Source organism: Acidobacteriota bacterium (genome assembly GCA_016703965.1).
Taxonomy (GTDB): Bacteria; Acidobacteriota; Blastocatellia; order Pyrinomonadales; family Pyrinomonadaceae; genus OLB17.
In genome coordinates, this window is the sequence record JADJBB010000021.1 from 1,308,428 (window position 1) to 1,331,042 (window position 22,615).

19 protein-coding genes and 1 tRNA gene are annotated in these 22,615 nt (G+C 51.5%); 17 read left to right on the forward strand and 3 right to left on the reverse strand.

From position 1 onward, the window contains the following. Positions 1 to 6: 6 nt before the first annotated feature. The gene (gene hslO, locus IPG22_13060) at positions 7 to 894 is read left to right on the forward strand and encodes an Hsp33 family molecular chaperone HslO (protein ID MBK6589215.1); all 888 of its coding nucleotides are present in this window, start codon (positions 7 to 9) and stop codon (positions 892 to 894) included. A gap of 2 nt (positions 895 to 896) precedes the next feature. On the opposite strand, the gene IPG22_13065 is transcribed toward hslO, so the two are convergent. Continuing rightward, positions 897 to 1,886, reverse strand: a complete 990-nt coding sequence (locus IPG22_13065) for a PHP domain-containing protein (GenBank protein MBK6589216.1) — start codon at positions 1,884 to 1,886, stop codon at positions 897 to 899. A gap of 2 nt (positions 1,887 to 1,888) precedes the next feature. Beyond that, positions 1,889 to 2,359 carry a flavin reductase family protein gene (locus tag IPG22_13070; protein ID MBK6589217.1) on the reverse strand — a complete coding sequence of 157 codons (471 nt, stop codon included), beginning with the start codon at positions 2,357 to 2,359 and terminating at the stop codon, positions 1,889 to 1,891. A 215-nt stretch (positions 2,360 to 2,574) separates the two neighbouring features. Between IPG22_13070 and IPG22_13075 the strand changes: the two genes are divergently transcribed. The 12 genes from IPG22_13075 (at position 2,575) to IPG22_13130 (ending at position 16,572) form a co-directional block, all read left to right on the forward strand. Beyond that, positions 2,575 to 3,642, forward strand: coding sequence for a polyprenyl synthetase family protein (locus IPG22_13075; protein MBK6589218.1), 1,068 nt, complete (start codon positions 2,575 to 2,577; stop codon positions 3,640 to 3,642). Between the two features lie 20 nt (positions 3,643 to 3,662). Beyond that, a complete protein-coding gene (locus tag IPG22_13080) occupies positions 3,663 to 4,700 on the forward strand; it encodes a DUF4062 domain-containing protein (GenBank protein ID MBK6589219.1) in 1,038 nt (345 codons plus the stop codon). Between the two features lie 88 nt (positions 4,701 to 4,788). Further along, a complete protein-coding gene (epsI, locus tag IPG22_13085) occupies positions 4,789 to 6,369 on the forward strand; it encodes an EpsI family protein (protein ID MBK6589220.1) in 1,581 nt (526 codons plus the stop codon). 239 nt (positions 6,370 to 6,608) lie between these two features. Further along, positions 6,609 to 8,981 (forward strand): tetratricopeptide repeat protein, encoded by a 2,373-nt coding sequence (locus IPG22_13090; GenBank protein ID MBK6589221.1) that lies wholly within the window; start codon positions 6,609 to 6,611, stop codon positions 8,979 to 8,981. A gap of 23 nt (positions 8,982 to 9,004) precedes the next feature. After that, entirely contained in the window at positions 9,005 to 9,184 is a 180-nt protein-coding gene (locus IPG22_13095; protein ID MBK6589222.1) for a hypothetical protein, read from the forward strand. Between the two features lie 16 nt (positions 9,185 to 9,200). Beyond that, positions 9,201 to 10,856, forward strand: a complete 1,656-nt coding sequence (locus IPG22_13100) for a hypothetical protein (protein ID MBK6589223.1) — start codon at positions 9,201 to 9,203, stop codon at positions 10,854 to 10,856. Positions 10,857 to 10,912: 56 nt separating this feature from the next. Beyond that, entirely contained in the window at positions 10,913 to 11,986 is a 1,074-nt protein-coding gene (locus IPG22_13105; protein ID MBK6589224.1) for an AAA family ATPase, read from the forward strand. Between the two features lie 46 nt (positions 11,987 to 12,032). After that, entirely contained in the window at positions 12,033 to 13,049 is a 1,017-nt protein-coding gene (locus tag IPG22_13110; GenBank protein MBK6589225.1) for a CpsD/CapB family tyrosine-protein kinase, read from the forward strand. A gap of 14 nt (positions 13,050 to 13,063) precedes the next feature. Further along, entirely contained in the window at positions 13,064 to 14,452 is a 1,389-nt protein-coding gene (locus IPG22_13115) for a TIGR03013 family PEP-CTERM/XrtA system glycosyltransferase (protein MBK6589226.1), read from the forward strand. 67 nt (positions 14,453 to 14,519) lie between these two features. After that, a complete protein-coding gene (locus tag IPG22_13120; GenBank protein MBK6589227.1) occupies positions 14,520 to 15,329 on the forward strand; it encodes a polysaccharide biosynthesis/export family protein in 810 nt (269 codons plus the stop codon). Positions 15,330 to 15,349: 20 nt separating this feature from the next. Continuing rightward, entirely contained in the window at positions 15,350 to 16,360 is a 1,011-nt protein-coding gene (locus IPG22_13125; GenBank protein ID MBK6589228.1) for a hypothetical protein, read from the forward strand. A gap of 136 nt (positions 16,361 to 16,496) precedes the next feature. After that, positions 16,497 to 16,572: transfer RNA gene (locus IPG22_13130), tRNA-Val, on the forward strand. A 96-nt stretch (positions 16,573 to 16,668) separates the two neighbouring features. Here IPG22_13130 and IPG22_13135 read toward each other — a convergent pair. Next, the gene (locus IPG22_13135) at positions 16,669 to 17,280 is read right to left on the reverse strand and encodes a hypothetical protein (protein ID MBK6589229.1); all 612 of its coding nucleotides are present in this window, start codon (positions 17,278 to 17,280) and stop codon (positions 16,669 to 16,671) included. A gap of 401 nt (positions 17,281 to 17,681) precedes the next feature. On the opposite strand from IPG22_13135, the gene IPG22_13140 reads away from it, so the two are divergent. From IPG22_13140 to IPG22_13155, 4 genes are all read left to right on the forward strand, one after another. Further along, positions 17,682 to 18,218: a fasciclin domain-containing protein gene (locus IPG22_13140; GenBank protein MBK6589230.1), complete on the forward strand. Its 537-nt coding sequence runs from the start codon at positions 17,682 to 17,684 to the stop codon at positions 18,216 to 18,218. 291 nt (positions 18,219 to 18,509) lie between these two features. Then, positions 18,510 to 19,760: a hypothetical protein gene (locus IPG22_13145; GenBank protein ID MBK6589231.1), complete on the forward strand. Its 1,251-nt coding sequence runs from the start codon at positions 18,510 to 18,512 to the stop codon at positions 19,758 to 19,760. Position 19,761: 1 nt separating this feature from the next. Next, positions 19,762 to 20,439: a VCBS repeat-containing protein gene (locus IPG22_13150; GenBank protein ID MBK6589232.1), complete on the forward strand. Its 678-nt coding sequence runs from the start codon at positions 19,762 to 19,764 to the stop codon at positions 20,437 to 20,439. Beyond that, on the forward strand, positions 20,429 to 22,492 hold the full coding sequence (locus IPG22_13155) for a DUF3160 domain-containing protein (GenBank protein ID MBK6589233.1): 2,064 nt from the start codon (positions 20,429 to 20,431) through the stop codon (positions 22,490 to 22,492). The genes IPG22_13150 and IPG22_13155 overlap by 11 nt, the downstream gene beginning before the upstream one ends. Positions 22,493 to 22,615 lie beyond the last annotated feature (123 nt).

Consider the following 22,615-nt stretch of genomic DNA (forward strand, 5'->3'; position numbering starts at 1 on the left):
CAATAGATGGACAGATTAGTACACGGAATTGCTGCGGAGGGAACCGTTCGCTTGATCGCAGCGGTGACAACCGACACGCTGGCGGAAGCGATCCGCCGGCATAACACATCGCCTACGGCTTCGGCGGCTCTGGGACGAATGCTCACGGGAACCGCTCTGATGGGGGCGAGCCTCAAGGATTTTGACCGGTTGACGCTCAGCATTGATTCGGACGGGCCGGTCGGCGGGATCATCGCCGAGGCAAATAACAAAGGCGGCGTTCGAGGCTACGTAAGAAATCCGGAGGCCGAGCTTCCGCCGCGTTCGGATGGCAAATTTGATGTCAGTGGAATTGTCGGGCAGGGGATGTTCCACGTTATTCGCGAATCGGGCTTCGAACTAGGACTCCACCGTGAACCTTACATCGGGTCAGTGCCGATCACGTCGGGCGAGATCGCCGAAGATCTAGCATTTTATTTGGCCAAGTCGGAACAGATCCCGTCGGCCGTGCTGCTTGGCGTGCTGCTGCAAAAAGACGAGCCATTTGTCACTGCCTCGGGCGGCGTTTTGATCCAAATGATGCCTGGCGCAAATGATCACATCGTTACGATGATCGAGGACACAGTTCTTCACGCACCGCATATAACCTCCGTCATCAAGGAAGGAGCTACACCCGAAGACCTTCTCAGATTGGTGCTCGGAATAATCGATTTCGAGGTTCTGGGGGAAAATACGGTGGCATTCGAATGCACCTGTTCATCGGAGAAAGCTGTATCGATGGTCTCTGCTCTTGGTAAAGCCGAGGTCGCGGCAATGCTCGAGGAAGATAAAGGCGCGGTCATGACTTGCGGATTTTGCAACGAAACATATCAGCTAAACGAAGACGATCTAGCAGCTATCCTGTCCGCTGATTAAAACTATTTCTTTCCGATGAAGACCGGTTGCGTCCACGCTGCTCTACCGTTCGATTCGAGAACTTTTGCCCTGACGTAGCCTTCGTCGCCAATGATCTTATAGGTAGCAGTTGCGGAGGGAATTTCGGATAAGGTGCGTCCGTTTTTTCCGATGAAACGGACATTGTATTTGCTGTTCGTCAAGGCTTTAACGGAAACAGTGATCTGCTTGTCGTCCGCCTGGTAATCCAATAACTCAACACCCGTCGAAGCATAAAAGTTACCGCTGCGCAGGGCTTCGAGGATCGACGATGGCGATAGATCCGCTGCTCGAGCATAGATCCAGCCTTGCCCCGGAGTCGGAGCCGTCGGATCGCCAATTCGCTTGAAAAAGTGTGAATCGTCGTCGGCCACGCCGTAAACGACTTTGCCGCTCGACAGAACCGCATCCCACAATTCCTCAGCTCCGGGCGAACCGCCGCCGCCTAGATTGTTGACGAGCGGATGGCCGTTGTGGATCTCGAGCAGAGTGTAGTTTTGGAGTTTGATCAGATGATCGGCTGTCAAAGCCCAACCAAAATTAGGATGATTCACCTGCGCAATTCCGCCTGCCGCACGGATATCGTCGATGTTTTTTTGAAGCGTTTCGACCGCTCCCGCCAGACGATTTGGCATGACGATCTTTGAAATGCCCAAGCCGTTGGAGTGGTATGGTTTTTTGTCGAACGAATCCGTTATTTCCTGGCCCGGGATCATCAGAAATGAGCCCTCTTTCCCGAATAGATCGTTCAGAGGTTTAACATTCGTGATGTATTCGTGGTCGGTGAGAAACAAGAAATTGTAACCGTGTTCCCGGTACCATTTTACGACATCATCCGGCGTTGAATCGCCATCGCTGTTTAACGTGTGGGTATGCGTGTTGCCCTTGTACCATTTCAGTTTTGCCTGAGCCGGAACGATCGCGGCGAAGGTGGCTAAGATCAAAATGATGGCAAGAACTGCTCGTTTTGACATGGCTATATGTTGCGATAACCGCCCTGAAAATAGATCAGCGGCAGCCCGTCTTGAACGGTTGCGTGCTCGACCTCGCCGACAAAGATCGAATGATCGCCGCCGTCGAAATCGTGTTTGATACGACATTCCAGATTGCAAAGCGTATCTTGAAGCACCGGGATGCCCTCTAATCCGCGACGATAAGGCACCTTCGAAAATTTATCCCGGAATGGCGTTGCAAAATGCTCCGAGAGATTTGCCTGAGCTTCGTTCAGGATATTTACGACAAAAGCTCTTGATTCGCGGAAGGCAAAATGGCTGGCGGTTGTTTTTTCGATACAGATCAGTACCAATGGCGGAGCGAGGGAAACCGAGCAAAAAGCCGAGACTGTGAGGCCGTGCAGTTCGCCTTCGGCATCTATTGTTGTTACAACATTTACTCCGCTCGCAAAACAAGAGAGAGCACGTCGGAAATCGTCTTGTGAAACAGGCATGTTAGGACAGCAATTTACAGTATTGGTCAGCGAATCGCAAAAAACCAGAAGCGTTACAGTTAAAGTAGTCGAAGGACAACATGATTCGATCTAGTTCGGCAGGGGGGACCCTGGAACAGAACCTTGATTTGCGAAAATTGTGCTAAGTCCTTACGATTTAACTAATGCAAAATAATCCGAGCCTTGGTTTGTCTCAAAATAAACTATTTAAGTTCTTGAAAGATGCCGATGAAGAGGTTTTGTCCTACCTTGATTCGAGCAGCGTTACTTCTTTTTTCGCCCCAGCTCATATCAGCGACGGAACATGGAGCTATATAAAACGACCTGCGAAAAGGCTAAGACCGGCTGTCTTATTAATGGCCTGCGGAAGCGTAGGCGGAGATATTGAGAAAGCAATTCCTGCCGCTGCAGGAGTCGAGGTGTATCACACCTGGACCTTAGTCCACGATGACATTATCGACAACGATAATTTGAGACGGGGTCTTCCTACTGTTCACAGCCTTACTTCGGCGAAGGGGTCTGAAGAGATGGGCTTGATTCCGGAAAAGGCGAATAAGTACGGGGAAAGTGTTGCTATTCTTGTTGGGGATTTACAGCAAGGCTGGGCCATCAATTTGTTCATTGATTCGGCTCTAGATAGGGGCGTTGATTCAAAGGTGGTTTTACGAATAGTCGCCTATTTGCAGTCGTATGTGCTAGCTAATTTGATTCGCGGAGAGGCTCTAGATATCCAGTACGGTCTTTTAGACGATGTAGCTTCAATAAGCTTGTCGGAGGATGAAGTTCTTGAGATGCTTTGGCTTAAAACCGGCATCCTCTACGAATTTGCCGGAATGGCTGGAGCCATGATCGGGCTAGATTGTGCGGATTTTGAGAATCCTGAGGTTAGGGCGCTCAAGAATTTTACTGCCAACTGTGGTATAGCTTTCCAACTGCAAGATGACATTTTGGGACTCGTTGGAAGTCAGGAAGAAACTGGCAAGCCTGTGGGTTCGGATGTTCGAGAAGGTAAGAAAACTATCATAGTGCTAGAAGGGATAAAAAACGCCTCTTTAAACGAGCAAAGAAAAGTGGGTAAGATATTAGGAAATCAGAATGCCTCACCCGAAGAAATTCTCGAGGTTGTGGAGATACTGAGGGCCCGGGGAGGTGTAAAGCGTTGTAGTGATTTAGCAAATATTTACATTGACAAAGCTCTACCCTTTCTTGAAGATATTCCGGAATCGAAATACAAAGAGCTACTCTACTCGTGGGCGGAATTTATGATAAACAGAAATTTTTGACGAACTAAAATAATTAGAGTGTGAAAAAAGGAATAACAGTATTTGTAAGCTCCGCAATGCGGGAACTTGAGAATGAACGGGAAATCATTCAAGAAGTTTTCGTGGAGCTTAATATTAACGCATCTTTGTTCGAGCTGTTTCCGGCTATGAGCCAAGCTCCTCTAGAAGCCTATACTGACGAGGTTCGCGAATGCGATATTTTTATCCTGATCATATGGAAATCGCTTCGTCCGGCAGTTAAAGCTGAATATGAGGAGGCAATTAGAACCAACAAACCGATTTTAATTGTCATAAAATCCCTTATCGATTCAGAAGAGCGAGACATTGAAGCAAAGAGATTCATCACCGGACTTTCGGATGGTTTCGATGAAGACGGTTCAATTGCAAAAAAAGCCGTGTTTAAGAACTACCGAACGCTCGCAGAATTTCGGATCGCCGTCCGGGATAGCATTAAGACGGAACTGGCCAAATATTACGGAGAGCCTCGTTACACGCAGTCACGAGAAGAGATGTATGAGTTGGGGATAGAGCTAATATCAAAGACCCAAAAGAGGTTGTATATATGTCAACAGACTCCCTCATTGATCTTAGGAGCAAGAGAATATACTGCAGATCAGCAAAGTAAAATTCTATACGAACAACAATTCTTAGACGCTTTGATTTTATGGATAGAGACTAATAAGGCAAATCGTACTACGGAGTTATGTTACTTCTTTTCAAAAAGCAATCTCCAAAAAGAGCTGGAGGACTTTGATTTGCTTTCCAACAGTGAAGTCACTTTGGAGTTGAATGAAAAGATTGACTGGCTGTGTTCACTGGAACGGAGTACCTCACGCCGTTTTCGTTTCACGATGACAGATCAACCATTCTCTGGACCGCTGATAATATCGGATAATCATTACGGCATTTGGATTCTAGGAAGCAGTGAGGCAATTTCTATATCAAAAGAAGACGAAAAATTTTGCAACATGCTTTCGCGGGTGCTTAGAATGCGAAGTCAATGTTCACTTGAGACATCAGGAATAAAGGACTTTTTTCGACAACGCACCATTTCGTGATCAATTTACTTTAGATATTGCGTTTCGCTGGACTAATCTAAATTAGAGGAATTCGCTCTAGATTGTCCTTTTCTTAAAAGGGTCTTTGATGAGCGAAAGCACTCAAACAAATCAAACGAACATCGTCAAGGCAGCGGCTATATCGGTCGCCATCGCCTTTTTGTATGCGACCGTTCTGACGAAACTCGGGCGGGATTGGTGGTCGGATGAGAATTATTCTCACGGCCTGCTGGTACCGTTCGTGATCGGGATGATCGTTTGGAAAGAGTGGGATGGCTTCAAATCTATCTCGAAAAAGCCAGCCTTGCTCCTAGGCGGGCTGGCTATTGCATTTTCGCTGTTCCTGCTATTCGCGGGAACTCTCGGAGCTGAGCTGTTTACCACTCGGATTTCGTTCGTGGTGATGCTTGTAGGGATCGTGCTTTATCTGTTTGGGACGAGAGTTCTCAATCTTTTGCTCGTTCCGGTCGCCCTGTTCCTGCTGGCGATCCCGATCCCGCAGATCATTTTTAACCGCATCGCCTTTCCGCTTCAGATCTGGGCGTCACAGATGGCGGTTCGGGGAATTCGGCTTTTCGACGTTCCAACCCTGCGAAAAGGGAACGTGATCGATATCCTGCCGCAAGGCTCAACGCAGACGATATCACTTGAAGTTGTTGAGGCGTGTAGTGGAATCAGATCGCTGATGACGCTCGTTACGCTCGCGCTGATTCTCGGCTATTTTACGCGGCGGTATGAACGTGGCGGCTTTGCAAATCTCGCGGCTCCTGACCTGCTTCGAGTGGTCGCGTTGATGATCCTCGCGGTTCCGATCGCAGTTTTAACCAACGCGGCGCGTGTGACGGTCACCGGCATTCTCACTTATCACTGGGGTAAACAGGCAACGGACGGCAGCTGGCATGATGCGTCGGGCTGGATGGTTTATGTTGTCGCGTTGGTTCTTCTGATCGGGGCAAATCTGCTTCTGAAGAAGATTTTTCGAGGACGGGAGATAAATGATGCTGTTGAAACATCAGCGATGTTCTCCGGGCGTTCCGCTCCGGTTTTGCCCTTGGTGGTCGCTATCGTCGTGGGCGGAATTGCGGTCAATTGGTTCGTCAATCGCGGCGAAACCTCGATCGAACGAAAGCCGCTGACTGAGCTTTCACAAACACTCGGCGATTGGCGGCAGCGGGGAAGCGAGATCAAGTTCAGTGAGCAGACGGAAAGTGTTCTGAAAACGAGTGATTACACGATGCGCGAATACACCTTTGCTGACGGCCGGATCGCCAATATCTATGTCGGCTACTATTCCTCGCAGCGAAGCGGCGCAACCTATCACAGCCCGCAAAATTGCCTGCCCGGAGCGGGCTGGGTGATGAAGGATCCTCAGATCATTGACATTCCGACCGCCGATGGCAAAACCTTCAAAGCAAACCGCTACATCGTCGAGAACGGCATCTACAACGAGGTCATGATCTATTGGTACCAGGGACGCGGCCGTGTCGAGGCGAGCGAGTACACTGACAAGATAAACACTATCTGGGACAGCGTGACCCGCAGCCGCAGTGATGGTGCAATTGTCCGCGTAATGACGAGCGTTGGGGCTGACGAGGCTGCCGGCCTCAAGGCGGCTTCCGACCTTTCGGCCCGCCTTGCTGAGGCTCTTCCGCCCTATGTTCCTGAGTAGGCTTTTCTCCTTCAAACAAAAAACAACAATATTTTCTGAAATCAAGCACTGATTGGCAGTATTTCTTCAATGCGAGAAAACTTCAGTTCTTTCGCTTTGTAAGTTTTTGAAATCAAAGAAGTACGGCCGATACGGAAGGTGTTTTTATTCCGGTCCGCCAAACGCCCGATCACGCAGCGTCAGAGATTCAATGCCCCGAAACTCTGCCTTAACGGATCGTGAGCGACAATTCGATATATATGTTATACCGAGAGTGCCAGATTCTTCGTAGACGCTTTGCCTACCCTCTATTCGTTCTTTGCCTCAGCTTCTTAATAGCTGCGTGCGGACATTCGACCGCATCGTTCCTGGCAAAGGGTGAAGAATACCTGCAAAAAAGAAAATTTCACGATGCCCTGATGCAATTCCGTTCTGCTGCCGAATCCGACAGCTCATCGGCGAAAGCACATTGGGGCCTGGCACGCGCTTACGAGAATCTGGGACAGTTCAACGACACTCTCGAGGAACTCAGAAAAACGGTCGAGCTTGATGCAAAGAACCTCGACGCCAAAGCCAAACTCGGTAACTATTTCCTTCTTGTCCAGCCGCCGATGATCGCGGAAGCCGAGAAGATCCGCGACGAGATCCTGGCTGCTGATCCATCATTTATCGAAGGCCACATTCTGACTGCTTCGATCCTCGCTGCCCAGGGCAAATCGGACACCGAAGTTGTCGGAGCCATAAATAAGGCGATCGCTCTCGATACCAAACGAATCGAGTCGTACGTCAGTCTGCAGCGGCTCTACATGACCCGCGACAAGGCCGCCGAGGCTGAAGCTGCGATCAAAAAGGGTATTGCGGAATGTCCGCAGGCGGTCACTGGTTATATCGAATACGGACGATTTCTCATGTATTCGAATCGCGACGGAGAAGCCGAACAGCAGTTCAATAAAGCTATTGAAATTGACGGGGCAAGCATCGAGGCTCGCGAATCGATCGCCGAATTTTACGTTACCAGCCGCCAGATGGAAAAAGCTGAAAAGGCCTATGTCGAGCTGGTTCAGATCCAGGAGAACAGCCCGGAAAGCCGGTTGGTTCTGGCAGAGTTTTATGCGAAAGCCGGCCGCGAGGACGAATCGATCGCTACACTCAACCAGATCCTTACTGATGCTCCGGAATATGTCCGAGCCCGCTATAAACTGGGCCAAATGTATCTCGACCGTAAGGACAGTGCGAAGGTTACTGAGCAGCTCGACGCTCTCCTTAAGATCAACGATGACGACCTCGAAGCTCTGATGCTGCGGTCGAAGCTGAGAATTCAGGAAGGCAAGGCTCAGGATGCGGTCAAGGATCTCGAAGAAGTTCTGAAGAAGCAGCCTAGCGGACGCGAACCACTTTTTCTGATGGCTCAGGCGCGGCTAGCTCTCGGGCAGATCGATCAGGCAAACGCTTTTCTTGCAGATCTCGAACGCTACCACCCTTCCTTCCTAAAAGCAGGGTTGATCCGGATCCAGGCGGCGTTTAACGCGGGTGATTCGAGTGCCGCGTTGAAACTCTCGAATGATCTTGTTCAAAAGACGAACACCGCTGTCGCGAATTCAGACTTTACTCCGCAGATGATCCAGGATGTTCGTGTTCGGGCGATTTCGTCGCGCGGCCTCGCGAATCTTGAACTTGGGCGGTTTGCTGAGGCGAAGAATGACCTGCAGGAGATCGTTCGTATCTCACCGAAATCCGCTTCTGCGATGGTGAATCTTGCCAAAGTGCTGATCGCTGAACGCAACGACGATGGTGCGATAGCTCTTTTCGAAAAGGCACTTTCCGCGGATCCGCAGAATTTTGACGCTGTCAGTGGTGTTGTAAATATCATGATCCGCCAGGGTCAGGCCGCTAAGGCCCACGCTGAGGTCGATCGGATGGTGGCGGCGAACGCCGGGCGAGCTGACGTCCTCGCTGCTTTACATTATTTGAAATCAACCGTATTCACCGCCCAAAAGAATGCTGCAGAAACCGAAAAAGAACTCGCTGCAGCGATCGAACTCGATCCAAATTATTTTCCGGCGTACTCGGCATATGCGAGCTTCCTGGTCGGCCAAGGTCGCGCTGACGAAGCAGTCGCGCAATACAGAATGATCTTAGAAAAACGGCCGGCGGCTCCAATGTTCACACTGCTCGGCATTATCGAGGATTCGCGTGGCAATTCCGCGGAGGCAGAAAAAGCCTACCGCCGTGCTCTCGAGATGGCTCCTGACGCTTCGATCGCTGCCAACAATCTCGCATGGTTGATCGCCGACAAACAGGGCAACCTTGACGAAGCTCTGCAGCTCGCCACCCTCGCTGTGAGCAAAGGACAGTCAACTCCGGGTTTTTACGACACGCTCGGATGGGTCTATCTGCAAAAGGGTTTAGCGTCGCCGGCGGTCGAGCAGTTCAGAAAGGCCGTTGCGATCGAGGAATCGAAAAAAGCTGGCTCTGCACCGACTCCCGGCTATCGTCTGAGGCTTGGGATGGCTTTGGCAAAGGCCGGGGATAAAGCTTCGGCACGGCGTGAAGTTGAAACGTCGTTGAGAAATGGTAATCAGCTTTCGCAGCGTGAACTTCGCGATGCAAAGAGTGTACTGGCGAATTTATAGTTCGCCGTTAGAACGAGGGGAACATGGTTTTATTTGAAATAGGAAATGCACCGACTATCGAGAGTATTGCAGTTTCTGTGCCGGAATCGCTCGGATTGCTGGTCTTCGGAGTTGGTTTGGTAGTCGTCGCGGTTCTGCTCAGATCGATGCTCGCGAAGAGCGAGAAGGCGAAATCGGACGAAAAGGTTGCTAAAGAAGCTTAGTAGAAGGTAAACAGAAATGGCTGAATTCAGACAAAGAAAGCCCGGCGAGCTGCTGGGAATGATCAAGAGACAGAAATGGCTCATCATCCTTCCGATGATCACGCTTACGGCTGCGATTGGTTATGTTGTGTACAAGCTGCCGAGCGTTTACGAATCGACTTCGCTTTTGACCGTCAAACCGCCGACGATCTCGCAGAATCTGGTAGCACCGCTTTCGCGTGAAGACCTTTCGCAGCGGCTCTCAACGATCAATCAGGAAGTTCTCAGCCGCTCATCGCTGGAACCAATGATCCTGAAGTATGACTTGTACAAAACCGAACGGGCAGCCGGGCTGCCCATGGAGTTGGTAGTTGAGAAAATGTCCAAAGCGATCGAGGTGAAGATGGCGGAAAGCGGCAACGAAAAGGTCGCGGCATTCAAGATCAGCTATCGCGACCGTGATCCGCAGTCGGCCCGGAATGTAACTGCTGAACTCGCCAGCAAGTACGTAAACGCTCAGGTTCAGAACGCAGTTGAGGTTGCCGAATCAACGAACGAGCTTTTCGAACGCCAGCTGAATGAAAAGAAGACCGCTCTCGATAACCTTGAAAAACAGCGGCTCGACATCATGATGCAGAACGTCTCGACCTTGCCCGAATCCGAGCAGGGACTGGTTGCCCAGCTCGAAGGGCTTCGGCAGCGGGACGATACTATTACTAAGGAAAAACAATCACTCTACAACGAAAAAGGGCGTCTGAGTGATGGAATAGCTTCGAACAATCGCCAGATGCGCTTGATCGAGGATTTTGGTGAAAAAGAGACTCAAGACACCGCCCGTCAGGCATCGCAGATCGAGGACACACCGGCATACGCCCAACTTATACAGAAAAGGGCTGATCTCAAGGGCCAACTTGATACGTATGTGAAGGTTTGGCGTGAAAAGCACCCGGCCGTTGTCGCGAAACAAGCTGAGATCGATCGCGTAAATGAGGAGATCGAAAACCTGCGAAAGAATACGGATAAACGAGTTGCCGTAGCTACGCAATCGAGCAGCCGTAAGGCTGATCTGCAGAAAAAGAACCTGGAACTTGAAAACCAGCGTTTACAGGCTCAGATCGGACAGATCGAACAACAGCTTTCCACGAAAGACCTGGAACGCCAGCAGAACGGGATGCAGATCGCTGCTCTCGAAGCGCGCATAAATGCGGTCCCACAGGTAAAAGTGGCACTTGAAAGCGTGACGGCCCAACTCCAGTCGGCCAAGATGGCCTACGACGAAATGTCCAAGAAAAAGAATGACGCGGGTGTAACGCTCGACGTCGAGCAGGGCCAGCAGGGTGAGACGATCCGTGTTCAGGATCCGGCAAATGTGCCACAGTCTCCCGTAGCTCCGAAACGCTTTTTGCTCACTATTCTGGGCACTGGGATCGGCTTTGCTCTCGGGCTGATGCTTGCAGCATTCTTCGAAATTCCGCGGCTCTTTAAGATCCAGAATATTGACGATGCCAAGCATTACACGGGCTTGCCAGTACTTGCTTCGGTTCCGCCGCTTCTCTCGGTTGCAGAGAAAAATTGGATCCGTAAGGCCGGCTGGCTAAAACTCGCTGCCGGAACGGCGGTCGCGATCGGGATAATCCCGCTAATTATTTTGATCCTGCAGCTTACGCGGCTGTTCGATAAGTTTGTTTCTTAATCTGGTCGAGACTCTCTCAGATTCGATCAACTCGCAAAGAGGTTGGAATAACGATTATGTATAAAGAATTTTTCGGTTTAGACGACACACCATTTACCTTGACGCCGGACCCGCGTTTTATCGTGTTCACGCCGAGCTATAACGAGGTTCTCGCGAGCCTCTATTATGGCCTGGAGAATGCAAAAGGTCTGATAGTGCTCACCGGCGAAGTCGGGACTGGAAAGACGACGGCTCTTCGCTGGATCCTCAGACGTCTCGATTCTAGCGTTTTGGCGGCGTACGTGTTCAATCCGCGTTTGTCGATCGACGAATTCTATCACAACGTCACGCAGATGCTCGGCATCAAGGACTGGACCAATAAATCCGAACTCCTCAACACGATGGGTAAGGTTCTCGAGGAACGCCATCGCCGCGGCCTTCGCACGGTGATCATCATCGACGAAGCCCACGAGCTGTCGGATTATGTTCTCGAAGAGATCCGCTTGCTGCTCAATTTTGAGTCAGACAACGCGAAGCACCTTCAGATCGTGCTGACGGGCCAGCCTGAGCTTCGCGAGAAGCTGAATCAGCAGAATCTGCGTCAGCTCAAGCAGCGTGTCGCCCTCCGCTGTTCGATGCATCCTTTTCCGAATGTCGAGGAAGTAGATAGATATATCACCGAACGACTGATGATTGCTGGTTCCGAGCAGCCGAATGTGTTCACTCCCGGAGCGGTCGACTTTATCTTTCAGTGTTCAGAGGGAATTCCGCGTCAGATCAATAACCTTTGTGACAACGCGATGCTCGCCGCCTATTCCGCCGGCGAACAGGTGATCGGCCGACAGATCGTCGAGGCAGTTGCGGAAAATCTTGACATGCTGCCAAGACGCGATAATTTGATCGCCGCCGAAAAAGCATTTGAAGTCGGCAGCAGCCGCGTTTTGAGAGCCGATGCCAAAGACGAGATCTGGAACGGGGCTGCCCGAACAGAGGCTGTAAAGCCGAGAATGTTCAAGACTGAACAACCTTTAGAGAATGGGCATTCAAACGGATATTCGAACGGCGATACGCTGATGTTCGAGGACCTTGAGGATGATGTGACACTCGAACTCGGCTCTCTGAACGGGTCATTTGGCAATAAGTATAACTAACGAGAATTAGCCGCACTTCGGCCATCAGGAATTGGAGCTATCAGCGATGAGCATCCTTAAAGCATTACAAAAGAAGCATACCGAAGCTCTCGGAACCGGCGAGATCGCCGTCAACGAGAATATCGTGCCCTTTAACCGGAGCGTCCGGCGGACAAATGTCCCGCCCGACCTTCTTGGTGACGGCATGGTTATCGGTAGCCCAAGTTCGGCGTTCATAGGGCAGCCGCATTCTACGAACGGGACGGCACTCCCTGTTCGTTTGGGATCGGAGATCTCTGCCGGGGCAAAATTGAACGCCGAATCCTTAACGCGTGTCGGTGATCGACGGTTACCTGACTTTGTCAGTTGGACCGTCGACACCGAACGCGTTGAGCCAAGACTCGTCGCTATAACACAGCCACAGTCAAATTATTGTGAGGAGTACCGCAGCCTCCGTACTCATGTTCTGCATAAGAGCCAGCGTCAGAAGCTGCAGTCGATCGTGGTCGCGAGCGTAAACCCCAGCGAGGGGAAATCCGTAACAGCACTCAATCTCTCCTGGCTTCTTGCTCAAACTGACGGCGTCAAATGCCTGATCATCGACAGCGATCTGCGTATGCCGAGCCTTGCTGACTACCTGGGGATCGAAACAGACAAAGGCCTTTCGCACGTTCTGACTGGAGATGCCACGTTAGCCGAGTCGATCGTTCGGCTCGAGCCTTCTGGCCTCCATATTTTGCCCGGCGGCGATGCCCGCAACGACGTTGCGGAAATGATCTCAGGGCCGAAATTCAAAGAGATATTGAAGGAAGCACGTGAGATGTTCGACTACGTGATCATCGATGCTCCGCCGCTCGGAATTTTTACCGACGCTACGGTTCTGATCAACCACGCTGACGGAGCCCTGCTTGTTGTGCGGGCAAATAGAACAAAATGCAGCGCTATCGAACGCGTACTCGAACCAATTCCGAAAGACCGCATGCTCGGCGTTGTCCTCAACCAGAGTGAGGACGTGCTCGAGGAATCGCACTATAACTACGGTTACTACAATTACAAACGCCTCGGTGAGACGGTCGCTCCATAACGAAGGCAATAAAAATGGGTGCTGCACGATTCAGTTCAAGGTTGATTTGGTTATTGCTCGCTGACGCCGCGATACTCTATTGCGGCGTCATCCTTGCAATGTATCTACGCTTTGGGATGGCTGGATCTGAAAATGAACTCGACAACAAGAACGGCTGGATCAAAATCGCCGTTGCGACCTTTGTTTGTCTGCTTATTCTATACTTCTACGATCTTTACGACTACATTGTAATGACCAACCGCCGCGAGCTCTTGCTAAGGCTCGTTCAGGCGTTGGGCATTGCATGGGCGTTGCTCGCTCTCCTATTCTACTTCGTGCCGGCGATGCTGCTTGGGCGTGGAGTTTCTGTCTTCTCGGTGCCGATCGTTCTGGTGCTTCTGCTTGGATGGCGGATCGCCATTCATGCTCTCACCGGCCATCCTGACATCGGAGAAAAGATCCTCGTTGTAGGCACCGGAAAAACCGCCCTTGATACGGCTGAGGCGGTTTGGGAACGAAGAGATGCAGGCTACCGTATCGTAGGCTTCCTATCCGAAAACGGAGCAAAACCGCGTGAACGCCTGGGCCGATCAGAGATCTTGGGCAAAGCTCACGAACTTGAAGCCGTAATAAAGAGCGAAAAGATCGACCGTGTGGTGATCGCCGTTCGCGAACGCCGCGGAGCATTTCCGACCGAAGCTCTTCTCAAAATGAGTCTCGCCGGTGATGTCTCGATCGAGGAATGCACCTCATTTTTTGAAAGGATAACGGGCAAAGTCCATGTGGACATGCTTAGGCCGTCATGGCTGATCTTTGCGGGGCGCCAGCGGGATTCTCAGTTAAAGCTCTTCTTTCGTGAGGTTGTTCACAGGCTTCTCGCTCTGGTCGGGCTGGTGATTTCGCTGCCTGTTGCGATCGTAACCGCCATACTTATCAAGCTTGATTCACGAGGGCCGATCTTTTATAAGCAGGAGCGCGTTGGTAAAGCCGGGCACACATTCAATGTCATTAAGTTCCGCTCCATGAAAACGGATGCCGAAGCTGACGGTAAGCCGATCTGGGCGACGACGAATGACGAGCGAACGACCCGGGTCGGCAAGATCATCCGAAAGCTCCGGATCGATGAGATTCCTCAGTTTTGGAACATTTTGAAGGGAGAGATGAGCTTTGTCGGGCCAAGGCCTGAGAGACCGCATTTTGTACAGCAGCTTGCAAAAGAGATCCCCTACTTTGAACATCGGCATCTTGTAACTCCAGGTTTGACCGGCTGGGCACAGATCAAATATCCGTACGGTGCATCAGTGGACGATGCGATCCAGAAGCTGCAGTACGACCTCTACTACATCAAGAATCAAAGCCTGACGTTGGACATGGTCATAGTTTTTGACACGGTGAAGACAGTTCTTTTTGGAAAGGGAAGGTAAGCGGAAGCGGGAAATCTGGATTCAACCGCTGAATAGACGTTTTTGGTAGCGGACGAGGAAATTCGATATGAAAGCAATGGTACTTCTCAGAAACACTCTAATCATTTCAGCAAGCCTGTTAATTCTTTCGGGGTTAGGCTTTGGTCAGACGGAAACGGCCAAGAACAGCGAAAGCAAGGCGGCTAAAGAGCCAAAGACAAGGGCTCTTGTACCACTTCCGGCTCCATCATCTCAAACGGATAAAACGGATGAAGCAGCGGAAAAGGTCGTTACCGAAGATATTCTGCCCTATTACAATAACTATCTTAAAGAATATCGGCTTGGACCGAGCGATGTGATCTCGGTCGAGGTATTTGGTCAATGTCCCGATTATTGCATCATGAGCAAGCCGATCCCGCCAAATGCAAAAATTTCGTACCCGTTGATCCGCGAGGGTGTATTGGTTGCGGGCAGAACCGTAGAGCAAGTTGCCGCTGAGATAACAAAGAAGCTCGACGAGTTTATAATCGATCCAAAAGTCACGGTTACTCTCGAAAAAGCTATGTCCACGCGATACAGCGTTATGGGCAACGTAGCCCTTCCCGGTGTTCGCGTGATGGATCGCAAAGTGAGCGTCTACGAAGCTATCATCGAATCCGGCGGCGTCACTAAGAATGGTAACAAAGATAAGGTATATGTCGTCAGTTATGGTAAGGACGGCCGTCTTACACGCCAACAGGTCAGTCTCGCCAAGATGGAAGCCGGAAAGGCCGATATGGTTTTCTTGAATCCGGGTGATCAGGTCTTCGTGGCCGGTAAAGGATTTACGATCGAGAAGTTCTTTGATGTCCTGGGCAAGGCAAGTGCGGCACGCCTGCTTTTCGGCAGCCCACTCTAAGCTGATAGACCTGGTCACGTATGCGTAATGTCTGGATAAATCTAATTCTCCTGGTTCTGCTCTGCGGGATCCAAACCGTTAATGCGGACTGGGTCAAGCGGAATACCAATAGTTTCGCGTGGTTCAAGGATATCTACTTTCTTGATCAGAATAAGGGTTGGATCGCGGGAACTGATGGTGTTTTACTTTCGACGGCGGACGGTGGTACAACGTGGGTCCAAACGAAGAAGTTCACAAACGACAATCTGATCCAGGTCCATTTTTCGAGTGAAACGACCGGCTGGCTGCTCTGTGAACGCAATATTTTCAGCCGCGGAGATAGCCCTACTTCTTACCTGCGGCGAACAACTGACGGCGGCCGGACCTGGGAAAAGATCGAATTTCAAGATGGCGGCCGCGAACGCGTAACCCGAATACTCTTCAACCCTGATGGCGTCGGCATGGCGTTTGGTGAGGGCGGAGTTTTCTTTAAACTGCAGGAAGATGGCGTTTCGTGGCGAAAAACGCAGACAGCGATGCATTATCTTCTGCTTGACGGAGCCTACGGCAGCGATAAGGTTGGAGCCATAGTTGGGACAGGCGGAACGATCATGTTTACGGAAGATGCCGGTTTCACGTGGGAACAGGCAACCCTGCTGGGTGAGACGGATACGAGATTCAATTCAGTTTTCTTTGCCGGCCAGAAGGGAGCGTGGGCCGTCGGGTCGAAAGGCCGCATCTATCGCTCAAATGGGGGCGGCCGTCTATGGCGCCAGCAGGATTCGGGTGTTACGGCGAATCTTACCGATGTCTACTTTACGAGTCCAACAAGCGGCTGGGCGATTGGCGAAAATGGGGTTATGGTCAGAACCCGAGATGGCGGCAGCACCTGGAGCGATGTCGCCTCAAAGACGACACACCGGCTCGAGAAGGTGACCTTCAATGGTCAGCGCGGCTGGGTCGTCGGCTACGGCGGGACGGTTCTGACCTATGACGATGGTTCCGGCGGTTCCGCGCCCGGTACCAAGCCGATGCTGATGAAACGCAGTTAAATTCTTTGTTGATAGTAAACTTGACAGCGCATCCCTTACTTTCGTAGGATTAGGGTTCGCTCAATTTTAGGAATTGAGCGTCGTTTTTTTGAAAACTAGTCGGGCACACGTAAAAAATTTCTTGTTCGGGCTTTTCGGGCACTTACGTCAATTGGTAGACAGCCTCCCTTACAAGGAGGAAGTTAGGGGTTCGAGTCCCTTAGTGCCCACCACTCTTGCGGAGTCGTAGTTCAGTTGGTTAGAACGCCAGCCTAAAATGCCGGATAGGTCGAACCTCTTTTCCGGCGAATCTCCTTTACCAAAAAATATCACTTTACCGGTCCGGCGGCCTTGAGTTTGGCGATCAGATTTACGATGGTCGGTTTTAACACTTTATCGAACATCTTATTGTCGTCCACTCCGCCGCCGAAGCCGCCGACAGACACCTTTACTGAATCTGTCTTGTTTGATTCGGCTCCCGACCAGACCGGGTTGCCGGTTTTGGTTTCGATCAACTGCGAGTTCAGGCTAGCGACGAAGGTCCGTTTACCTGCATTTAAACCGCCGCCGCCGCTTCCCGTGCTTCCATATTCCGTGACAGAGCCGACGAGGAGATAGTTGACGCCCAGAGCTTTGCCGACTTTTACGGCCGTTTTGGCATCGATTTCGCCGCTCAAAGTAAGGTTTCGCTGCATCATCATCTCTTCGAACTGCTCACGATCTATGACCTTGAATTTGCCGAGCTTACCAATCTCAGTAATAAAAACGTCCTGGGCTGCCTCTGCTCCGCCGTGAAACCACCATTGATTGTTGGACTTGTTCTTAAATTCGAGAACCGCGACTGACGGTTTCGCCTGAGCGGCGGCTAGGCCGACGCCGATGATCAAGGTAAGTGACAGTGCGGCAGCGATAGTGCCCATTGATCCGATAATTTTTCGCATGTAGTTTTCTCCGTTGGTTTTAGAAGTGAGCATAAAGTCATTGGTCGCGGGCGTTTTTGAGAACTCTAAATCATCGACGTCATCTTTACAACTCAGTGAGATCAAACACCAATCGGTCGACCGAAGCGGCTATCCGAAATAAGCCCCTCAACCTCCGATAGCAGCTTTTGAATCCATATTCGTTCCCGTTGCGAAACCAGAGACATAACATCTGGTTTTCGACTGCAGTACTTAAAGAACTACAGAAGGCGAAGGTGTTGTTTACCTTTGAAACAACTTTTTGGGAGACTTACATGAATAAAACATTACTGACGATCACATTGGCTGGTACCGTAGCGGCGATCTCTGCCTGCGGCGGTGCGGCGACCAATACGACAAATACGGCGGCGAACAATTCCGCCATGAAACCTGCAAACACCAACACGGCGGCAAACACCGCAACCGCCCCGGCTGAGACCGGCCCGACGGTCGGCGGAGCGCAGATGCTCAAGTCGAAGGACATCATCGACAATGCGGTTAATTCGAAAGATCACACGACGCTCGTCGCTGCGGTCAAAGCCGCCGGATTGGTCGATACTCTGAAAGGTGCCGGGCCGTTCACCGTGTTTGCTCCGGTCAACGCTGCGTTCGACAAATTGCCTAAGGGCACGGTCGATACGCTTCTTAAGCCTGAGAACAAGGCGAAATTGAGCGGCATCCTGACCTACCACGTCGTTGCCGGCAAGCAGGACGCAGCATCGATCGCCAAGGCTATCGAAGAAGGCAAAGGCAAGGCGACCTTCAAAACTGTCGCCGGCGGCACACTGACCGCAACTCTCGAAGGCAAGGACGTTATCCTTACCGATGAAAAAGGCGGCAAATCGAAAGTAACGATCGCCGACGTAATGCAGTCAAACGGCGTCATCCACGTCGTCGACAGCGTTCTGATGCCAAAATAGTACTCGTCTCTAAGAGAGTGCCAAAAAGAAAAGACGTGCGTACTCTCCTGTCCGCACGTCTTTTTTCGCGCTCGTTTTACGGGCCGCGTGAAAATACATATCTACCGTGAAAAAATACGTTAGTCATCGAGCTAAACCCGCGCATTTCTGCCAAAGTGCCAGTTTCACGCGGTCTCTCGGCCTCCCCTGAGGTCACGCCTCGGCACGAACATTGCAGAAAATATTGTAGAGAAAGAATGTGTCGCGATCCTGAGTGTATTAATTCGCGATCATGGGAGGTCAGGTTGTACTATGTCACGCATATACATCGTCATTATTATCCTTTTGTTCGCCACGGCCGGAGTGATCGGCCAGATCACGCCCCGCGATGCGAACGAGGCGGAAGCATTGCAGATATACCAGCAATACAAGGCGAGCCGGGCAGCAGAGGCTGCCGCGAGCAGTGCGATCAAGCAGGTCAGGAACGATATAGCGTCGTCGTCCATGAGTACCATCGGTGTCTTTGGTTCGGACCCCGCAGATCGCGCTCGCCTGACTCAGTTGCGGCAGACGGTAGACGCGGAACGGCGGCGTCAAGCGGAGCTCCTCGACAAATGGGGAAGCAAGTTCTACTGGCGCTATGGCGACCTTACCTGGTCCGAAGAGAAGATCAGGGACGCTAAGACGAAGCGCGAAATGGATCGTATCGAATTTGCTTTAACATACTTTCCATTCGATCCCAAGAGATCTGAAACTGCACAACCGGTCGTCACATCAGGGGCGGATTCGACGAGCCTAACGCTTGAAGTTCCAGGATTTTGGGGCCATCTCAGCTATACGATCACCGGGGCGCGGCTCGACACGCCAACTGGTTCGGATCGGGGATTTATTGGCGGCAGACAGTATAAAGGCGTGATCACCGGAAGAACCCTCACGGTTTCGGGTAAAGGGATCAGCGACAATGTTTCACCTGGCGGCCCTGGCTCCGGTTATTTCTATGAATTGGTCGCGAGCGTATCTTCGGGAAAAGAGTCAAAAGAATATCGCTACGGGGCTCAGGTCGGGGAAAAACTGAATAGATCGTTCTCGCTGAGTATTCCAGTCGTTCCAGGGCAGTCCGGGAGTTTCTCTATCGGACTATATTATCGAAACACACAGTATGGTGACCGTGGATGGTTGGTCACGGGTTCGCTGAACCCGGGAACTGCGGGTTCGAGCGTCCAGGGTGCTGCTATTTCAAATCCACCGAAAGCCCCGCCGCAGGCTCCAACTGTCAGCCTTGCGGGAGAATGGCGTTCGACATGGGGCAAGACTACATTCACACAAAATGGGAACACGGTAACCGGAACATATGAACATGACAACGGAAAGTTCACAGGAACCGTCAAGGGAAATACGGTGATCGGTTCGTGGTCCGAAGCGCCGACATATCAGTCGCCTAAGGATGCCGGCGACATCGAACTGACGCTATCGCCCGACGGAAAGAAATTTGTTGGCCGCTGGCGTTACGGTTCGACCGGTCCCTGGCGGACCGACACCTGGAACGGAGCGAAGCCGAACTAATATGGGGAAGTTTGGCAACATTCTATGCAGTTTTTACATGGCGTGGAGCAGGTTCGGGAGTTTTCCGGGGCTGATCGTCACCTTTCTTTCTTGCTCGTCAATAGTATTTGGTGTTCAATACTCCGCGATCAAGTACGCTGACCTCGACCACGACGGCCGGATCGAAACCATCGACGTTGACAGCGAAAGACCGTCCGCCCTCGAGATACGGCGGAACCGCAAGTTGCTATGGTCAGGCGTTTCCTCCGATTGGAAGCCTTGGAAATTAGAGATAGCTGATGTCGATGGCGACGGTAAGCCTGAGATCGTCCTCGGTGTCTTCAAATCGACAAAATTCTTCCCCCAACCCCACAATTGCCTTTTCATCTACAATTGGGCCGGAGATCACGCCTACCCGAAATGGCTCGGATCGTCGCTAGCACGCCCGTTCACAGATTTTTTATTCGCCGCTCTCGACGAACAACCAGGCACCGAGTTGTTTGCTGTTGAAACTTCGCTTGATGGAAGGAAGAGCATCGGAGCTTATCGCTGGAACGGTTTTGGATTCACGCTCGAAAGACGAACCGGCGACTGGCATACCGCTAAGATCCTCGGCTCGCAAGATGGACAAATATCAGTAGAAGCTGACGGCGAGCATCTCGTTGTTTCGGCAAAGACAGGAGCACGTCATGAGAAATGAATATAAGCAATATTTGATCACCTGGTTATCGGCAACTCTCCTTCTTCTTATCGCTATAACAGCTACGAAAGCACAGACCGCCCGGGTTAAGCCATACAGCGTAACGCCCCAACTGAAAGAGGTTTCCAACCTCGCCCATTTCAATCGAAAGATGCCGATCAGTCCACAAAAGCGCGCTATGCTCGCGAAGAATCTCTTCGCCGTATCGCCAACCAAGACGAAACAGTTGTTCCAGATCTATGAGGACAACGACTATAAGGACATACCGTCCTTTGTGACGACCGACGCGGTGCTGCATCTGTATCACATCTTCTTTGATTTTACTCTCCGCACGGTCGAGGAACAGTCACTGACGCCTGTCCTTCACCGATTGACCGAGGGTATGCTTGCCGATTCGGTCAAGACCTGGAACGAAACCGACAACGTTCAACTAAAGGACGCTGCACTTAAAAATGTCGTTTATTTCGCCGTTGCGGCAAGGAACCTAGGCCTCAAGCCAACGGTGCCGTCGGCCGCTGAGAACCTCATCCGGATCGAGACCGATCTCATCGACCGTCATGAGGGAATGAAGATCGGAGCGATCTTTCCTTACGAAGTGGATTATTCGCAATTTATTCCGCGTGGCCATTACACGCGGACCGAAACGCTGCAGCGTTATTTCCGCGTGATGATGTGGTACGGCCTCGCGCCGTTCGCCCTTCGCTCGAATGAAAAGCGTGCGGACGAGACGATCCGCCAGAGCATATTACTGACCCGTTCACTGTATCGAACCAAGTTGATCGACGAATGGCATAAGATATACGAGCCGACCGCTTTTTACGTCGGAACGGCGGACGACCTGACCCCGGCAGACTGGAGATCGGCAATGGACGCGACGTTTGGGGAAAACGCCCGCATGGCGGAATTTGCTGATCTGCAAAGGTTTGACGCGTTCGTCGAGGCGGCACAACTGCTTCGTCCGGCACGCATCCAGTACCGCCGTCTGATCGCGCCCGGAAAGACTGTCGCACCCGATCCAAAGGTCCAGTTCCGCTTTATGGGCCAGCGGTATATTCCTGACAGCGAGATCCTGCAGAAGCTATCGATCCCGATGAAACGCGTTTTTCCTGCGAGCCTCGATGTCATGGCTGTGCTTGGCAGCGGCCGTGCAGCGAATATCCTTGACGCTAATCCCGCGATCTATAACCCGCAGAACTGGGCTGAATATAACCCGGAACGGGAAAAGTTAGTCCGTCAATTCGCGCAGGTCCCGGCAGAAACCTGGACGTCAAATCTTTATTGGAGTTGGCTTAACGCACTTCGCACGCTGAATGAACCCGTTCCAGGCGGCTATCCATCGTTCATGAAGACCGAAGCGTGGCAGGACAAATCGCTTAATTCTTCGCTCGCCTCGTGGGCACAGCTTCGTCACGACACGATCCTTTACGGCAAGCAAAGTGGAGCCGAGATGGGCGACGGCAGCGAACCGGCTCCGTACAAAGGCTATGTCGAACCGAATGTTCGCTTTTGGAGCCAGATGCTCGAATTGACAAAGAAATCCCGCGAAGGGCTGACGTCGCGCAAGCTGATGCCCGAGGAACTCGAAGGGAAATTTGAGTCTTTCGAGGAAACGCTGATAAATCTCAAGACTATCTCTGAGAAAGAGTTGCGTAACGAAAAGTTGACCGAGGACGAATATGACTCGATCCGGGCTATAGGCGGGACGCTCGAATACCTGACGCTTTCTGTGATGACCGGTAACCCGGACACATGGGAACTCGTGAACGAGACCGACAAGGATATGGCGTGTATCGCTGACGTTCACACCGGCGGCGACCGGGTGCTCGAGGAAGCGGTCGGCCACGCAAACGAGATCTTGGTCATCGTCCCCGTCGAAGGCAAGCTCGTTCTCACCCGCGGTGCCGTTTTTAGCTATTACGAATTCATCCATCCGGCCGCAGATCGGCTGACCGACGAGAAATGGCAGAAGATGGTGAATCTCGGTCGTGCTCCCGAACCACCCGCGTGGACAAGATCGTTTTTGATAGCGGCCGGCAAACCCGGCCCGAGGTAACGAAACGGCAAAGCCGAACCATCTAACTTGTCATATTCAGCCGTCTTGAGCGTTGCTTCGACGGTACCACGCGAATGGCAAAAAGACGTGTAGATCCTCTCGTCCGCACGTCTTTTCTCTTTT

What these genes read in the sequence shown, in the direction of transcription:
- IPG22_13125 (MBK6589228.1), top strand. Translation starts at nt 15,350, where the DNA reads ATGCGTAATGTCTGGATAAATCTAATTCTCCTGGTTCTGCTCTGCGGG.
- IPG22_13135 (MBK6589229.1), bottom strand. Translation starts at nt 17,280, where the DNA reads ATGCGAAAAATTATCGGATCAATGGGCACTATCGCTGCCGCACTGTCA.
- IPG22_13120 (MBK6589227.1), top strand. Translation starts at nt 14,520, where the DNA reads ATGAAAGCAATGGTACTTCTCAGAAACACTCTAATCATTTCAGCAAGC.
- IPG22_13095 (MBK6589222.1), top strand. Translation starts at nt 9,005, where the DNA reads ATGGTTTTATTTGAAATAGGAAATGCACCGACTATCGAGAGTATTGCA.
- IPG22_13105 (MBK6589224.1), top strand. Translation starts at nt 10,913, where the DNA reads ATGTATAAAGAATTTTTCGGTTTAGACGACACACCATTTACCTTGACG.
- IPG22_13070 (MBK6589217.1), bottom strand. Translation starts at nt 2,359, where the DNA reads ATGCCTGTTTCACAAGACGATTTCCGACGTGCTCTCTCTTGTTTTGCG.
- IPG22_13155 (MBK6589233.1), top strand. Translation starts at nt 20,429, where the DNA reads ATGAGAAATGAATATAAGCAATATTTGATCACCTGGTTATCGGCAACT.
- IPG22_13110 (MBK6589225.1), top strand. Translation starts at nt 12,033, where the DNA reads ATGAGCATCCTTAAAGCATTACAAAAGAAGCATACCGAAGCTCTCGGA.
- hslO (MBK6589215.1), top strand. Translation starts at nt 7, where the DNA reads ATGGACAGATTAGTACACGGAATTGCTGCGGAGGGAACCGTTCGCTTG.
- IPG22_13145 (MBK6589231.1), top strand. Translation starts at nt 18,510, where the DNA reads ATGTCACGCATATACATCGTCATTATTATCCTTTTGTTCGCCACGGCC.
- epsI (MBK6589220.1), top strand. Translation starts at nt 4,789, where the DNA reads ATGAGCGAAAGCACTCAAACAAATCAAACGAACATCGTCAAGGCAGCG.
- IPG22_13090 (MBK6589221.1), top strand. Translation starts at nt 6,609, where the DNA reads ATGTTATACCGAGAGTGCCAGATTCTTCGTAGACGCTTTGCCTACCCT.
- IPG22_13115 (MBK6589226.1), top strand. Translation starts at nt 13,064, where the DNA reads ATGGGTGCTGCACGATTCAGTTCAAGGTTGATTTGGTTATTGCTCGCT.
- IPG22_13140 (MBK6589230.1), top strand. Translation starts at nt 17,682, where the DNA reads ATGAAACCTGCAAACACCAACACGGCGGCAAACACCGCAACCGCCCCG.
- IPG22_13150 (MBK6589232.1), top strand. Translation starts at nt 19,762, where the DNA reads ATGGGGAAGTTTGGCAACATTCTATGCAGTTTTTACATGGCGTGGAGC.
- IPG22_13065 (MBK6589216.1), bottom strand. Translation starts at nt 1,886, where the DNA reads ATGTCAAAACGAGCAGTTCTTGCCATCATTTTGATCTTAGCCACCTTC.
- IPG22_13100 (MBK6589223.1), top strand. Translation starts at nt 9,201, where the DNA reads ATGGCTGAATTCAGACAAAGAAAGCCCGGCGAGCTGCTGGGAATGATC.